At 33.1% G+C, this 15,749-nt stretch carries 15 protein-coding genes; 10 read left to right on the top strand and 5 right to left on the bottom strand.

What is annotated here, in order from left to right; translation table 11 throughout:
• The first annotated feature begins 232 nt into the window (after positions 1-232).
• Complete coding sequence (locus ACEW8E_RS07545) at positions 233-997, top strand: tetratricopeptide repeat protein (protein ID WP_373479729.1); 765 nt, start codon at positions 233-235, stop codon at positions 995-997.
• Positions 998-1,020: 23 nt separating this feature from the next.
• On the opposite strand, the gene ACEW8E_RS07540 is transcribed toward ACEW8E_RS07545, so the two are convergent.
• Both ACEW8E_RS07540 and ACEW8E_RS07535 read right to left on the bottom strand, forming a co-directional pair.
• Positions 1,021-2,928: a 3'-5' exonuclease gene (locus ACEW8E_RS07540; protein WP_373479728.1), complete on the bottom strand. Its 1,908-nt coding sequence runs from the start codon at positions 2,926-2,928 to the stop codon at positions 1,021-1,023.
• A gap of 118 nt (positions 2,929-3,046) precedes the next feature.
• Complete coding sequence (locus tag ACEW8E_RS07535) at positions 3,047-3,511, bottom strand: hypothetical protein (protein WP_373479727.1); 465 nt, start codon at positions 3,509-3,511, stop codon at positions 3,047-3,049.
• 390 nt (positions 3,512-3,901) lie between these two features.
• Here ACEW8E_RS07535 and ACEW8E_RS07530 point away from each other — a divergent pair, with 390 nt between their 5' ends.
• The gene (locus tag ACEW8E_RS07530) at positions 3,902-5,398 is read left to right on the top strand and encodes an AAA family ATPase (RefSeq protein ID WP_373479726.1); all 1,497 of its coding nucleotides are present in this window, start codon (positions 3,902-3,904) and stop codon (positions 5,396-5,398) included.
• Between the two features lie 84 nt (positions 5,399-5,482).
• On the opposite strand, the gene psaK is transcribed toward ACEW8E_RS07530, so the two are convergent.
• Positions 5,483-5,749: a photosystem I reaction center subunit PsaK gene (gene psaK / locus ACEW8E_RS07525; RefSeq protein WP_373479725.1), complete on the bottom strand. Its 267-nt coding sequence runs from the start codon at positions 5,747-5,749 to the stop codon at positions 5,483-5,485.
• Between the two features lie 155 nt (positions 5,750-5,904).
• Between psaK and miaA the strand changes: the two genes are divergently transcribed.
• The gene (gene miaA, locus ACEW8E_RS07520; protein WP_373479724.1) at positions 5,905-6,822 is read left to right on the top strand and encodes a tRNA (adenosine(37)-N6)-dimethylallyltransferase MiaA; all 918 of its coding nucleotides are present in this window, start codon (positions 5,905-5,907) and stop codon (positions 6,820-6,822) included.
• A 217-nt stretch (positions 6,823-7,039) separates the two neighbouring features.
• Here miaA and ACEW8E_RS07515 read toward each other — a convergent pair whose 3' ends face one another.
• Positions 7,040-8,029, bottom strand: a complete 990-nt coding sequence (locus ACEW8E_RS07515; protein WP_373479723.1) for a GntR family transcriptional regulator — start codon at positions 8,027-8,029, stop codon at positions 7,040-7,042.
• 271 nt (positions 8,030-8,300) lie between these two features.
• Between ACEW8E_RS07515 and rpsL the strand changes: the two genes are divergently transcribed.
• From rpsL to rplT, 7 genes are all read left to right on the top strand, one after another.
• Positions 8,301-8,675: a 30S ribosomal protein S12 gene (gene rpsL / locus ACEW8E_RS07510; RefSeq protein ID WP_373479722.1), complete on the top strand. Its 375-nt coding sequence runs from the start codon at positions 8,301-8,303 to the stop codon at positions 8,673-8,675.
• Positions 8,676-8,726: 51 nt separating this feature from the next.
• The gene (rpsG, locus tag ACEW8E_RS07505) at positions 8,727-9,197 is read left to right on the top strand and encodes a 30S ribosomal protein S7 (protein WP_373479721.1); all 471 of its coding nucleotides are present in this window, start codon (positions 8,727-8,729) and stop codon (positions 9,195-9,197) included.
• Between the two features lie 290 nt (positions 9,198-9,487).
• Positions 9,488-11,563: an elongation factor G gene (fusA, locus tag ACEW8E_RS07500; RefSeq protein WP_373479720.1), complete on the top strand. Its 2,076-nt coding sequence runs from the start codon at positions 9,488-9,490 to the stop codon at positions 11,561-11,563.
• Between the two features lie 120 nt (positions 11,564-11,683).
• Positions 11,684-12,913: an elongation factor Tu gene (gene tuf, locus ACEW8E_RS07495; protein WP_373479719.1), complete on the top strand. Its 1,230-nt coding sequence runs from the start codon at positions 11,684-11,686 to the stop codon at positions 12,911-12,913.
• 111 nt (positions 12,914-13,024) lie between these two features.
• Positions 13,025-13,342 carry a 30S ribosomal protein S10 gene (gene rpsJ, locus ACEW8E_RS07490; protein WP_066344825.1) on the top strand — a complete coding sequence of 106 codons (318 nt, stop codon included), beginning with the start codon at positions 13,025-13,027 and terminating at the stop codon, positions 13,340-13,342.
• Positions 13,343-13,444: 102 nt separating this feature from the next.
• Positions 13,445-13,648, top strand: coding sequence for a 50S ribosomal protein L35 (gene rpmI / locus ACEW8E_RS07485; protein WP_373479718.1), 204 nt, complete (start codon positions 13,445-13,447; stop codon positions 13,646-13,648).
• Between the two features lie 36 nt (positions 13,649-13,684).
• Complete coding sequence (gene rplT / locus ACEW8E_RS07480; protein ID WP_373479717.1) at positions 13,685-14,032, top strand: 50S ribosomal protein L20; 348 nt, start codon at positions 13,685-13,687, stop codon at positions 14,030-14,032.
• Between the two features lie 43 nt (positions 14,033-14,075).
• Here the strand turns inward: rplT and ACEW8E_RS07475 are convergent, their stop codons facing one another.
• Positions 14,076-15,437 carry a type ISP restriction/modification enzyme gene (locus tag ACEW8E_RS07475; RefSeq protein ID WP_373479716.1) on the bottom strand — a complete coding sequence of 454 codons (1,362 nt, stop codon included), beginning with the start codon at positions 15,435-15,437 and terminating at the stop codon, positions 14,076-14,078.
• Positions 15,438-15,749 lie beyond the last annotated feature (312 nt).

Genomic DNA, 15,749 nt, shown 5'->3' with positions numbered 1-15,749 from the left:
CAAAGATGATTTTGCTTTCCTTTTTTAATTCCATTTTTGTGAATATGTTTAGACCCGCACTCTGGACATTGTATCATTTTTTTATTTTTGATAATTTGACCCCTTTATCTAAAAATCATACCTTAATTCAGCAACGCCCATTTGTCGTTTAGTTAATCCATCTCAAATTAGTAACGAATCGCAAATTATTAATAATAATAAAGTAAAGTCAAAAAGAGAACAATATTATTTTGTGTATATTAAAAGTTTAATTGAATTAAATAATTGGAGTCAAGTTAAAAATCTAGCGTATAATGCTATTTCAACTTTTCCTAAAGAAATGAATTTTAAAAGATGGTATGCTCTAGCTTTAAGTTATAACGGAGAGACAGATAAAGCAATTTCAGAATTAGAAAAGATAATTTTAAAAGATAGAAAAGAATGGTATTTATTTCAAGATTTGTCTCATCTTTATTGGCAAGAAAATCAAAAAGAAACTGCTCTTGGATACGCTTATAAAGGCTGTTTAGCGACTAAAGAGCATAATTTAAAAGTAACTTTATATCAAAATATTGCTAAAATGTGTTTAGAAATAAATCAGTTCGAATTAGCTATAAAGCATATTCAATTATCTAAGTTAACTAGGCAAAAAGAAGGATGGAAAATCAAACCTGAATTTGAACAATTAGAAAATAAAATTAAAGAAAAATGTCAAGAAAATAATATAACATTCATAGATTATTCTTTCGATGAATTAGCTAAAAATTGCTTACAAATTTGGCGACAAGAAAGTTATAAAGGTTTACAAAGAGATAAAGGTATTATTGAGTCAATACCTCCTGATAAATCTTTTGCTTGGATTCGTGCTGATAATGGAGATAAAATATTTTTTATGCAGAAAGAATTACCCCCATTTCTCAGAAAAGAAAATTTAAAAGTTAGCTTTATTTTAGAAGATAGTTGGGATCATAAAAAGAATCAATTATCTTCTAAAGCCATAGATATAAGAAAAGAATAATAATATTGTTTTTAATGATTAGATTAACTAAGTGACTTAACTACAGTAAAATTATTATTTTTGTTGACAAAATTAACAAACTTAGAGTTATCTAAACCAAAGAGAAATAAATCTTCTTTAGTACGAGTCATGGCAACATATAATTGACGAATATTCATTAAAGCACCTTGATTATTACTTACGCAATCGTCAAATTGTTCCAACCAAATAATTAACACTATTTTAAACTCTAACCCTAAAGAAGAGAGACAAGTTATTAATCTAACACCATCCTTACTATGACTATATTTAGATTTAGTTTTAGTATCTTTTGTTACCCAGTAAAAAGGAATATTTTGTTGATTTAATTGATTCATTATATTATCTAAACTACTCCCATTTTGTTGACGATATAAGATAGCAATATCTTTCGGCTGAATAGAATCATTATTAATCAATTTTTTAATAGTATTAATAATTAATTTTTCTTGATTTTCTAATATACTAGCTAGATATAATATTGGTTTATTTCCACTTCTTAAAGCTGATTCTGGTTTAATGGTTGGGAATGTAATTTCTTCTGTTTCTAATACTTCTTTATTTTCCTGTATTTTTTTTAAAATTGACCATGCACTGTTGATAATTTCTACCGTATTGCGATAATTTTTATCAAGATCAAATTTTTTGCTAATAGTGCGCCCTTGTGCTTTAATTCCTACTTCTTTCCAAGTAAAATCATTTCGTTTATAAAGAGTTTGACTACCATCAGCTACAATCATTAAATCACTATTTTCACTATCTTTTAAGGCTTTAACACAACATTTAAACCAACTCGGGACAAATGTATGAGCTTCATCGATTAAAATGGCATCCCATTTATTTTCTTGTTTATAATTATTTAAAGTATTTAATACTAATTTCGCAATATATTCATCTAAATTCCCAGAACATTTATTAGGAATTTTGTCAATTGTTCCAACCCATTGATGAAAATTATAGACTTCAATTTTTTGATACTGAGGATTATTTTTATCTTCGTGAAGAATAGATTTTAAATAGGAAGCCAGAGAAATATTAAAGCAAAGAATTAAAATTTTAGCCTGTGGATTTTTATTAATTAAAAGTCTAGCACGAGCAACTAAAAGTAATGTTTTTCCTGAACCAGCTACCCCAAAAAATATTCTATGGCCATCGCCAATAGTTTTAGCTAAACTTTCCTGTTTATAATCAAGAGTTATTAAAATTTTATCATCAGATAATAAAGGAAAATTAGGAGGTACATGATTAATTGTTGCTTTTTCTTCCTTAATAATAATTTCAGGATAAATTACCCCTCTAATGGTGTTAATTTGTTCATTAGTTAAAGGCGAAAAAGGAAATTTAACCGTAAACATTGATTGTAAACGATCAATTAATTTATCTGTTGAAAATTCATCTTTTTCCCAGTCGAATAATTCATTACGATAAGCTACTTGGGGAGTGGGTAAAACTGTTTTTAAATTGATATTTTCAGCTTGGTTGTCAGTAATATTAGACATAATTGCACCCCAGCCGATAGGAAAAGCTAGTCTTCCTTGATATTTGCCATTAATATTATTTAAAATTCTATATTTTTGTAATTGGTTTAATAATGAATTTAAATAATCTTTTCCTTGTCTTAATGGAGATTTTTGATTACTAATACTGTTACAATCTTCTTCTTCTTTTTCTATTTTAAATACATCTGTTGTAGCAGATATAATATTTTTAGAAAACCAACCCTTTACTTCTATTATTAATAAACCAAAATTAGGAGCTAAAATAATAAAATCAGGATGGAGACTATTTTCAGTCAGTCTTGGCTCATACCAAACATAAAAATCATCTGGTAATTTGTTTATTAATACTGAAAAAAGTCTTTTTTCTCCTTGACTAGCTTTTGATGGTATAGACTGAGGAATTATTACTGCCATAATAAATTAATTTTTTAAATATTTTTAATTTAACTCAAAAATCGATCCATCTCGTTTGTTGCTATTAGTTTTTCGGCTGGTTTCACTTAAAATAGAGGAGGCAAAACCTCCCCCAAGTTTACAAGATAATCAAACGGCAACCTGAAAAGGGTGGACATTCATCAATCTCACGGTAGAGAATATCAATCCATTCCTCTTTTGTTTGAGGAAAATCCTTGCACTTCACCAAGAAAACCCAGTATTGCTCGATATTCAAAGCCTCCCGCAGTAAACTACCTTCTTTACTTTTCATGGAAAAAACGAGATTTCGGGCATTTTTTTCCTTTTCTAATAAAGAAACGCCGACACGAATTGATTTACCCTCTTTATCCTCCAAGAGAATAACTGCATCAATACCGAGAATTTCCCATAGAGTTGCACTATCGGTTAAATCAGCTCTCATTTTAACAGCTAGATCGAACCGTTTAGGATAATGCTCTTTTGCCACAGTGAGTAAATGTTCTTCGTTTAAATCTTTTGCATTGTGATTTAAAACTTGAAGTTGAGAAGCGATGGCACGGAATCTTAAACGTAAACCTAACATGGAATTAACCTCTTTTTGTTTTAGACACTAGAATCCCCTGATTGGAGAATCTAGTTTGACAAAAGTAGTAAGATTAAAACACAGTTAGGTTTAACATTTGATTTATTAATTACAAAAAAATTGCTGTCTTCATAATATAACAAACAGAAAATTATTTTGACAACCCCTTAATTTTATAACTACGAACTCAGAGCGTAGAAGTCAGAACTAAAAGGCTTATTTTATAAAGGTTTTACTTCAATTATCTGTAGATTATCTCTTAGAATAAAACCTTAACAATCTTTAAAATTACATAATTAGTTCTGATCATAATGGTTTTCGTGCAAGAATGATAATACCCTTTGATGATTGTTATTGATCAAGTTATTAACAGACATTACCACAAAACTTATGAATCATTTTAGTCAAGAATTTTCACTGTTATTAAGGGCGTGTTACCCTCTTATTTATATTCCAACTCAAGAAGAAGAAAGAGTAGAAAAGGCCATCGCCACTATAGGAAAAAATATCAATAATCGTAATATTTATATATGGGATTTTGTTGACGGTTACAAAGATAATCCTAATAATGATAATTTCGCTAAACGTAACCCTTTACAAGCCTTAGAATTTATTGAAAAATTATCCTCTAATATCTCTGGAATTTTTATTTTGCGTGATTTTCAAAGATTTTTAGAAGATATTTCTGTATCTCGAAAATTGCGTAATTTAGCCCGTATTTTAAAAGCACAACCCAAAAATATTGTTATTGTTGCACCTGAAGTTAACATCCCCACAGAATTAAAAGAAGTTTTTACTATTGTTGAATTTGCTTTACCCCAAGCTGATGAAATTAAAACGGAAATTCAACGGTTAATCTCTTCTACAGGGCAAACTCTTAATGAGCAATTTTTAGGAGAATTAATCCGCTCGGCTCAAGGATTATCCCTAGAACGCATTAGAAGGGTGCTTACACGGGCGATCGCCAAAAATGGCAAATTAGAAGAAGAAGATGTCGAACTGATATTAGAAGAGAAGAAACAGTCCATACGGCAAACACAAATATTAGACTACTATCCAGCCAAAGAACAAATTACTGATATAGGCGGTTTAGACAACTTGAAAGAGTGGTTATTAAGACGGGGAGGGGCTTTCAGTGAATCGGCTAGGGCTTATGGTTTACCCTATCCGAGAGGATTACTATTAGTAGGTATTCAAGGCACGGGAAAATCTTTAACGGCAAAAGCCATCGCCCATCATTGGCATTTACCCTTACTCAGATTAGACGTAGGGCGATTATTTGGTGGTTTAGTGGGAGAATCAGAATCACGCACCCGTCAAATGATAACTTTAGCGGAGGCTTTGTCTCCTTGTATTTTATGGATTGACGAAATTGATAAAGGTTTTGGCGGCGTTGATGGTAAAGGGGATTCTGGCACATCTAGCCGAGTTTTTGGTACATTTATCACCTGGTTGGCAGAAAAGCAAAGCCCTGTTTTTGTAGTAGCAACCGCTAATAATATTCAAAATTTACCTGCCGAAGTATTGAGAAAAGGAAGATTTGACGAAATATTTTTTGTGGGATTACCAAATCAAGAGGAAAGAGAAGCTATTTTTAACGTACATTTAACCAGATTACGCCCTCATAACCTTAAAATTTATGAGATAAAACGATTAGCTTACGAAACACCAGAATTTTCAGGAGCGGAAATTGAGCAAACTATCATCGAAGCCATGCACTTAGGTTTTAGTCAGAATCGAGACTTTACTAGCGAAGATATATTAAGTGCGGCTAGTCAGATTATACCCTTAGCTCGTACTGCCAAAGAACAAATTGAATTTCTCCAAAATTGGGCAATTTCAGGAAAAGCGCGTTTAGCTTCTCGTAACTTCCTTAATTCCATTTAAAAAAAGTTATTAGGTATTAGGAAATAAGAATATTCGCTAAAACCTAAAAACCACAGTCTTTTAACTCAAAGATAATATTTTGATTTAAAGTACACCAAAATTAGATAAACCTAAGATTACTCCAGCACCTAATATATGGCCAAAACTGGTAGTCGCTAATACAGCAGGTAATCCAAAACCGCCAAAAAATGAAGGACTAGGTAATTGAGGATCAGAATTAGGTTGTTGAATACTCAATTTACCAATGATGATGGCTATAATATTACAAACAATCATCGTAATTGCGACATTAAAATTCCATTCGATAGTGGTAGGCATAGCAGTGGCTAATAAAGAGGTAAAATGTAACATTAATTTTCTCCCATGATGATTAATGATGTTTTCAAAGTCTTAATTCTAATTCGTCAAGGGGAAAAAACAACGATTTTGTTGCAATACTTTGCAATTTAGTAAATTATTGTAAAGCTATCCATTTTCAGAAGAAAAAATCTTCCATAATAAACAGGATGAAAAAAGGTTTAATTGTTATTTGTGGTGCAACGGCAAGTGGTAAGTCTTCTTTAGGGTTAAAGTTAGCCCAACGTTTAAATACAATCATTATTAGTGGTGATTCTCGTCAAGTTTATCAAGAGTTTGACATTGGCACAGCTAAACCAAGTTTACAAGAACAAACTTTAGTACCTCATTATTTGATAGATATTTGTCACCCCACAGAAACTTTAACCTTAGCGGATTATCAAGAAAAAGCCCAAACTATTATTAATTCTTTCCCCTCAATTCCTTTATTAGTAGGCGGTACAGGTTTATATCTTGACTCGATTACCAAAGGGTTAAAAATTCCTAAAGTTTCTCCTCAACCTGAATTGCGACGACAGTTAGAGTATTATAGTCAACAAGAAAGATATAGTTTTTTACAACAAATTGATGGTAAATCCTGCGAAAAAATCCATCATAACGATGAATTCCGAACTATTAGGGCTTTAGAAGTTTATTATGTCACAGGGAAGCCTATTTCTGAACAACAAGGAGAAAATCCTCCCTCATATCCAATTTTACACATTGGTTTACATTGTGACAAAGACACTATTTATCAACGTATCGAACAACGTACACAAATAATGCTCAAAATGGGTTTAGTAGAAGAAACAGAGAATTTAATCAATAAATATGGTGCAGATTTACCCTTATTAAATACCCTTGGATACGCCGAAATTAAACAATATATAACAGGAGAAATTCCCCTAACTCAAGCAGAAGAATTAATCGTTATTCATACCCGTCAATTTGCCAAAAGACAACGGACTTGGTTTAATGGAAATAAAAATATTATGTGGTTTAATGCTAATTCTCCTGATTTATTAGAACAAGTATGGAATGTCGTAAAAAATCAATTTACTTTAGTTCAAGATAAAGTAATAAATTGATAATAAACTTATTTTCATCACTGATACTTTTTCATTCTTTTCCTAATAGACCTCTTGCAAAATAAAAAGTAAAATCTATTTTAGGATGGAAAACGTTAATTTCTTAACTAATTACTAATTACTCATTACTAATTACTAATTACTCATTACTAATTACTAATTACTAATTACTAATTACTAATTACTCATTACTCATTACTCCACTTCTGCAAGAAGTCTAATCATCTACTATGCCTAATTCTCTTTTTAAAAGATTGATAGATTTTTTGGAAACATAATTTTTGCTACAAATAATTTCAGGTGGTCGTATTAAATTTTCTTTTAACTGTTGTAAGGTTTTTTTTACTGTTAAATAACTATTAGGATCACAAAGAATAGTATAAGCACTAACGACTAAATTTGTTAATTTTTGTTGATCATTAGTTTGAGCCGTTAGAATACTAATATCATTGCCTCGCAAACTATGGGCTAATATTTCTGCTACTCTCAAAATACCACTACTTACACTGACGATACCGATAAAAGAATCTTTGGGCAATTTTTTGATTATTTGTAATTCTTCCTTATAATCATAAATATCAAGGGGAATAACTCTGATGGATTGAAGAGAAACAACATCTAAAACTTGATGAATAAAATAACGACTGGTTACTACCGTTGCGGATTTTGTACTACTTAAGGCGAAACTTAATTCCTCTATGGGTACTAATTGTATTGGAATTAATAAAGTTTGCTCCAATTCTAACACCATAAGTTGCCCCGCCCCTAAATCTGCCATCGGTACTGTGACTAAAACCAAAGCATTACAACGTAATCTCAAATCTATTTCTGCTAAAAATAAATGTTTGATCTGCTCTAAATTACAACCTTGTAATAATAACTCATCTAAACTGTGATTAATAATTTTTTCGGCGCTAGGATATGCTTTCAAAAAAGACGATGGTGATTTAATTACTACTTCATTACCTTGATGTTTAACGTATATTCCAGAACCTGCTAAAGATTCTACTAACCCTTTTTTTTCCAATTGTCGATAAGCCTTACTAATAGTATTGCGATGTAATCCCGTTATTAATGCTAGTTGTCTTGTACTTGGCAAACGATGTCCGGGTAAATATTGACCTGATGCGATCGCAAACTGAATTTGATCAATTAACTGTTGAGAAGGAGAAATATCACCTTCACTTTGAATATTAAAGTTAAACATAATCTGAGTAAACTATAAAATTTTCGGTGGTGTAAAGGTGTTAAGGGTAAGGATAAAGGAATTAAACCTGCTCTCATGGGATATTATTACATCTAACGGAGGAAACATCAGATAAACAATTAAACTCTACTTTTTCTTATTTTAATTACCTGAATTTATAATTGACAAACCGTTGAAAAATGAGATATGATCATAGATTGTCACTGGTAATATATACTAGAGGCAAATTATATTTATATATACAGAAATGGTGTAAAAAAAACCATAGCTTATGCCAACTATTCAACAACTAATTCGTAGCGAACGCACGTTAATCAAGAAAAAAACCAAATCACCAGCGCTTAAAGAATGCCCTCAGCGTCGTGGTGTTTGTACAAGAGTTTATACCACAACTCCTAAAAAACCTAACTCAGCTTTAAGAAAAGTAGCAAGGGTACGTTTAACTTCAGGATTTGAAGTTACAGCATATATTCCAGGTATTGGACATAACTTACAAGAACACTCAGTAGTATTAATCAGAGGCGGAAGAGTCAAAGATTTACCCGGAGTCAGATACCACATCGTAAGAGGTACACTTGACGCTACAGGAGTTAAAGACAGAAAACAATCAAGATCCAAATACGGAGCAAAACGTCCTAAAGCCTAGGATTAATTACTCTATATCAAAAAAAACAAATTAAATTAAGGGTATAAATAAATGTCTCGTAGAAGCAAAGCTAAAGTGGTAGAATTACCACCAGATCCAGTTTATAACAGTCGTTTGGTTAGTATGACTATAAGAAGAATCATGAAAGATGGTAAAAAATCTCTCGCTTCTCGTATCTTATACGATGCCTTAAGTATTATTGCTGAAAGAACTGGTGCTGAACCCATGGAAACCTTTGAAAAAGCCATCAAAAATCTAACTCCTCTAGTAGAAGTCAAAGCTAGAAGAGTTGGTGGTGCGACTTATCAAGTACCCATGGAAGTTCGTACCTCTCGTGGTAGTAGTCTTGCATTGCGTTGGTTGACCCAATTTTCTCGTAAAAGAAGCGGTAAAACGATGGCTATTAAATTAGCTAACGAGATTATGGATGCAGCTAACGAAACTGGTGGTGCAATCAAAAAAAGAGAAGAAACCCACAAAATGGCCGAAGCTAACAAGGCTTTTGCTCATTATCGCTACTAAGCTCAAATCTATCTAAATCTATCTAAAAAAAAGAACCGAATATTAACAAATTTGTTATTTATAGTTCATATAGTTACGGACATTTGAAAAATCGATAATCACTATTTTGATCAGTTTTATCTTTGTCCTTTCAGATAGTATTTCAAAATTATCTTAACCAATTCTACTTTTTTATAATTTACCTTTTTAAAAGTGGTAAGTTATGTAAAGAACCATGTAGAATAGTAAACGGTGTCAATTTTTAGCAGAAATCACTTTGAAAGTATTGCTGTAAGTAAAAGGAGGTAACTGTGGCTCGTATAATTCCCCTAGAAAAAATCCGTAATATAGGTATTGCGGCTCATATAGATGCGGGTAAAACTACAACAACAGAAAGAATACTTTTTTACTCTGGTATTGTCCATAAAATCGGGGAAGTCCATGATGGAAATGCAGTCACAGACTGGATGGAGCAGGAAAGAGAGCGAGGAATCACCATCACTGCTGCCGCTATCAGTACTGATTGGCGAGGTCATCATATTAATATTATTGATACCCCGGGTCACGTTGACTTTACCATTGAAGTAGAAAGATCTATGCGTGTACTCGATGGAGTTATCGCTGTATTTTGTTCTGTGGGTGGTGTTCAGCCTCAGTCAGAAACCGTTTGGCGACAAGCTGATCGTTATCATGTACCTCGTATCGCTTTTGTCAATAAAATGGATCGTACTGGAGCAAATTTCTTCAAGGTATATAACCAAATAAAAGAGCGTCTTCGAGCTCCTGCGGTGGTGGTTCAAATCCCCATCGGTAGTGAAGAAAAATTCCAAGGCATCGTGGATATAATCACCATGAAAGCTCATATTTATTTAGATGATTTAGGAGAAAAAGTCCAAATTACCGATATTCCTAAAGATATTTTAGAACTAGCTCAAGAATATCGAAACTATCTTGTAGAAGCGGTAGCGGAATCCGACGAATATCTATTAGAGAAATATTTGGCCGAAGAAGAAATTACTCAATCAGAAATTAACTTAGCCCTGCGTCATGGCACTTTAAAAGGCACTTTAATTCCAGTCTTGTGCGGTTCTGCTTTTAAAAATAAAGGGATACAACTTTTACTAGATGCGGTAGTAGATTATTTACCCTCCCCCACAGAAGTACCTGCTATTAAAGGTATTTTACCGTCAGGGGAAGAAGCCATTAGGCATTCATCAGATGAAGAGCCTTTCTCGGCTTTAGCCTTCAAGATTGCATCTGATCCCTATGGTCGTTTAACATTCATTAGAGTTTATTCTGGGGTGTTAAGTAAAGGTAGTTATGCTTATAATGCCACCAAAGATAAAAAAGAACGAATCTCTCGTTTAATCATCCTTAAAGCAAACGATCGCATTGAAGTGGATCATTTACGAGCAGGAGATTTAGGGGCAATTATTGGTTTAAAATTAACCACCACCGGGGATACTTTATGTGATGACCAAAATCCGATTATTTTAGAGTCATTATATGTACCTGAACCTGTTATTTCCGTAGCGGTAGAACCAAAAACTACCCAAGATATGGATAAGTTATCCAAAGCCTTACAATCTCTTTCCGATGAAGATCCTACCTTTAAGGTAAGTATTGATCCCGAAACGAATCAAACGGTGATCGCAGGAATGGGAGAATTACACCTAGAAATTTTAGTAGATAGAATGTTACGAGAATTTAAAGTGGAAGCCCATGTCGGACAACCTCAAGTATCTTATCGTGAAACTATCCGTAAATCTGTAACTGCTGAAGGTAAATTTATTCGTCAAAGTGGTGGGAAAGGTCAATATGGTCATGTAGTGATTGAAGTTGAACCTCAAGAAGAAGGAAAAGGCTTTGAATTTATCTCTAAAATTGTTGGTGGTACTATTCCTAAAGAATATATCCCTTCCATTGGTCAAGGCATAAAAGAAGCCTGTGAATCTGGTATAATTGCAGGTTATCCTGTGATTGACCTTAAAGTTAGTTTAGTTGACGGCTCATTCCATGATGTGGACTCATCAGAAATGGCTTTTAAGATCGCTGGTTCTATGGCAATTCGGGATGGTGTTGAAAAAGCAGCACCTGTGTTGTTAGAACCGATGATGAAGGTTGAAGTGGAAGTCCCAGAAAATTTCTTAGGAGATGTAATGGGAGATCTCAACTCTCGTCGTGGCACTATTGAAGGCATGAACTCAGAATATGGTTTAGCTAAAGTTACAGCCAAAGTTCCTTTGGGGGCGATGTTCGGATATGCGACTGATATTCGCTCTAAGACCCAAGGACGTGGTATATTTACCATGGAGTTTAGCAATTATGCTGAAGTTCCTAGCAATGTGGCAAATACCATTATTGCTAAAAATAGAGGTTATCTATAGCAGAAGGCAAAAGACAACCCCTTAATCCCCTTGAAAGGGGAAAGACAAAAAAGCTGATGTCTTCTACAATGTATTCTGTAATATTAATTTAATTCATTAAATAAAGGAAAAAACACAAAAATGGCTCGGGAAAAATTTGAAAGAAATAAACCCCACGTTAATATTGGTACGATCGGTCACGTTGACCACGGTAAAACTACTCTTACCGCCGCAATTACCTTAACTTTATCTGCTTTAGGTCAAGCAAAAGCTCGTAAATACGATGAAATTGATGCAGCACCTGAAGAAAAAGCTCGTGGTATTACCATCAACACCGCTCACGTTGAATATGAGTCCCCTGATCGTCACTACGCTCACGTTGACTGCCCTGGTCACGCTGACTATGTAAAAAACATGATCACTGGTGCAGCTCAAATGGACGGCGGTATTTTAGTAGTATCTGCTGCTGATGGTCCTATGCCTCAAACCCGTGAACACATCCTCTTAGCTAGACAAGTTGGTGTACCCAGCTTAGTTGTATTCTTAAACAAAGAAGATCAAGTGGATGACGCTGAATTATTAGAACTCGTTGAGTTAGAAGTTCGTGAGTTATTAACTGAGTATGGCTTCCCAGGGGATGATATTCCTATCGTTGCTGGTTCTGCTTTAAAAGCGGTTGAGCAAATGACTGCTAATCCTAAAACCCAAAAAGGTGAAAACGAGTGGACTGATAAAATTCACGCCCTCATGGATGCTGTAGATAGCTATATTCCTACTCCTGCTCGTGACATTGACAAGCCTTTCTTAATGGCTGTAGAAGATGTTTTCTCTATTACTGGTCGTGGTACTGTTGCTACTGGTCGTATTGAACGTGGAAAAGTTAGAATCCAAGAAACTGTTGAGTTAGTTGGTATTCGTGATACCCGTAGCACTACCGTTACTGGTGTTGAAATGTTCCAAAAAACCTTAGAAGAAGGTATGGCGGGAGACAACGTTGGTGTACTTCTTCGTGGTGTTCAAAAAGAAGATATTGAACGTGGTATGGTATTAGCCAAACCCGGTTCTATTACTCCTCACACCAAATTTGAAGCTGAAGTTTACGTTCTCAAAAAAGAAGAAGGTGGTCGTCATACTCCTTTCTTCCCCGGCTATCGTCCTCAGTTTTATGTTCGTACAACCGACGTAACTGGAACTATCAGTGACTTTACCGCCGATGATGGTAGTGCTGCTGAAATGGTTATGCCGGGCGATCGCATTCAAATGACCGTTGAATTAATCAACCCCATTGCCATTGAGCAAGGTATGCGTTTTGCTATTCGTGAAGGTGGTCGTACCATTGGTGCGGGTGCTGTAGCTAAAATATTAAAATAGATTGATCCCCCCTAACCCCCCTTAGTAAGGGGGGAAGCCGAAGGCGGGGGGATCACTTAATTCTCAATTTATTTGTACCTTGAAAATATACATACATAGAAAATTTTAATCATGGCAACATTACAACAACAAAAAATTCGTATTCGTCTTAAAGCATTTGATCGTCGTTTACTAGATACTTCTTGTACTAAAATTGTAGAAACTGCTAACCGTACTAACGCTACACCAGTTGGTCCTATTCCTCTCCCCACTAAGCGGAAAATCTACTGTGTATTGAGATCTCCTCACGTTGATAAAGACTCCAGAGAACATTTTGAAACCCGCACTCATCGCCGTGTGATTGATATTTATCAACCTTCCTCTAAAACTATTGATGCTTTGATGAAATTAGATTTACCTGCTGGGGTAGATATTGAAGTTAAGCTGTAAGTATTGTTATTAAAATAACGAACTGTCAATTGTTTGTGGGTTACCCCTGATACCTCAACCCTAAATGCTATAATAGTAAATTGTGTCAATTTAGATAAAACTATGCCTAAATTAAAAACTAAAAAGTCTGCGGCTAAGCGTTTTCGTATAACTGGAAGTGGTAAAAAAATTCTCCGCCGTAAAGCGAACAAAAATCATTTATTAGAACATAAAACTACAAAACAAAAACGTCGTCTAAGTAATCTTGTTTTAGTGGACGAAACTAACGAGAAAGAAGTTCGTTTAATGTTACCTTATGCCAAATAAATTTTCACTATCTAAAAATATTTAATTGTAAAAAAAATGACTAGAGTAAAAAGAGGTAACGTCGCCCGTAAAAGACGTAATAAAATTTTAAAGTTAGCTAAAGGCTTTCGTGGTTCACATTCTAAGCTGTTTCGTACTGCTAATCAACAGGTAATGAAAGCTCTCCGTAATGCTTACCGCGATCGCCGTAAGAAAAAAAGAGATTTTCGTCGTTTATGGATTACTCGTATTAATGCAGCAGCAAGAATTCATGGTGTTAGCTATAGTCAATTAATCAATAAATTAGATCATGCTAATATTACTTTAAATCGTAAAATTTTAGCTCAATTAGCAATTCAAGACGCTGAAGCGTTTCAAAAAATAGTTGAATTAGCGATTAAATAAAGATCTTTCCTAACCTCCCTTAATAAGGGGGGATTTTTTTTGATTATGGTAAAGGAAATTGGAGGATTATTTGATCAATTTCTTCCATGATTTTCATGGTTTCATTGAGGGAGATAATTACTTTTTGATAATGCTTAATATCAGATTCAGATAAAGTTAAATTAGCTTTTTTTCTATCTTTTAACCATTTATCTAATACTTGATAACCGCCTATTTTAAACTCCCATAATTCTCGATTGATACCAGTAAAATAACAGTCTTTATCAATGATGATCCGCTTTTCTATTTCATCATATTTAATTTGTTTTATCTCATTTTTATCATTGCCTTGATAATGAAAAATTCCCTTTTCTTCTTGATCAAAAATTGGCAAATCTTCAGAAGCCAAAAAGTTTGATTGAGTGAGTTTTATATCTGGTAATTGTTTTAGTAAATGTAAGTTAACTAATATTTCTCCTTTGTTTGCTAATTGATTAAATAATTCTTGGTTACTGGTAAGAGGAATACGAGGAAAATCTATCTTTAAAAATTGAGCATATCTTTGACGATAATTAGGGGAATGTAAAACGCTATAAATATAATAAAAAATCTTTTCAGGTGTTGGTATATAACCTAATTTTTCCGTGATAGCTGTAATAAATTTAGGGGAAAAGTTAGCTTGTTTATCTTCTTTTTGTGTGAAAATTTGCTCATTATTATCATCAGGATAAATATAAAGAGGAAAGACTTGATTTGCTTCTCTACTTGTTGCCGAAATAACGCAATCATTAGCTGGTTTATTTGTTACTAAACAATGATAATAACCTACAGTTGCTTTTTGTCTTGAAGCTAATAAACATAAATTATCTTTACCCATAACATGATTAATTAATTCACGTCTAGGACGATCCATTATCATGGAATTATAATAACATGAACGCCAATCAAAAGGGCGATATAAACAATCAATTAATTTATCTTCCCATTGTGAATCATTTTTAATATTTTGACGAACTTTATTTATTTTCCAGCTAGAACTCTCTTTTAAATTATACTTAGTTAAAAAGTCATCATCAGAAATATTTTTATCTCTCATTTCGTCAATGCGATTATATAAATTTTCTCTATCAAAATCAATGGCAAAATGATCTCTATGGGTTTGAAAACCTAAGACATTAATAGGCATAATATCGGTAATTTTATAACCTTGATTATATTCTTCTAATAAGAAAGTATCTTGAGGAGTAAAAAGATAAAAAGGCGATTGAGGGTTAACGGTTTCCCACTTAATTTCATAAATATTTAACTCTTTTAATTGTTGATATTTGCTTTCACGACTTCCCCACAAATCATAATAAAAAATACCATTTTTCACTTGATAGTTTTCAGCCTTAAAAAATACCTTTTCTTCAGGAATATCTTTCACGGCGATAATAATAGATACTCCTTGCTGAATATCAAAAACATTTTTATCAGCACTACCATCGGGAGAAACTTCTTTTTTCTTAGCATTACCAAGAAAGTAAAATACATTTTTCCATTATGGGCGATAACAACCCTAAGTTTTTAATTACCGTCTAAAGTATCTCGATGAGGAAGAAAACTATAAATATTCTTGAAAATAAGTTAAGCAGATTTATGACGAGAGTAGATGATATTCGTTTGTTGGTTATTTTTTTCTGTAGAATTAAGATTAGGGTTCATTTTAAAATTATTAGTTATTGACTATTTTTTTTGT

The sequence above is a fragment of the Geminocystis sp. genome (assembly GCF_041753295.1).
Lineage (GTDB): Bacteria > Cyanobacteriota > Cyanobacteriia > Cyanobacteriales > Cyanobacteriaceae > Geminocystis.
This window is presented reverse-complemented; position numbering and strand designations above follow the sequence as displayed.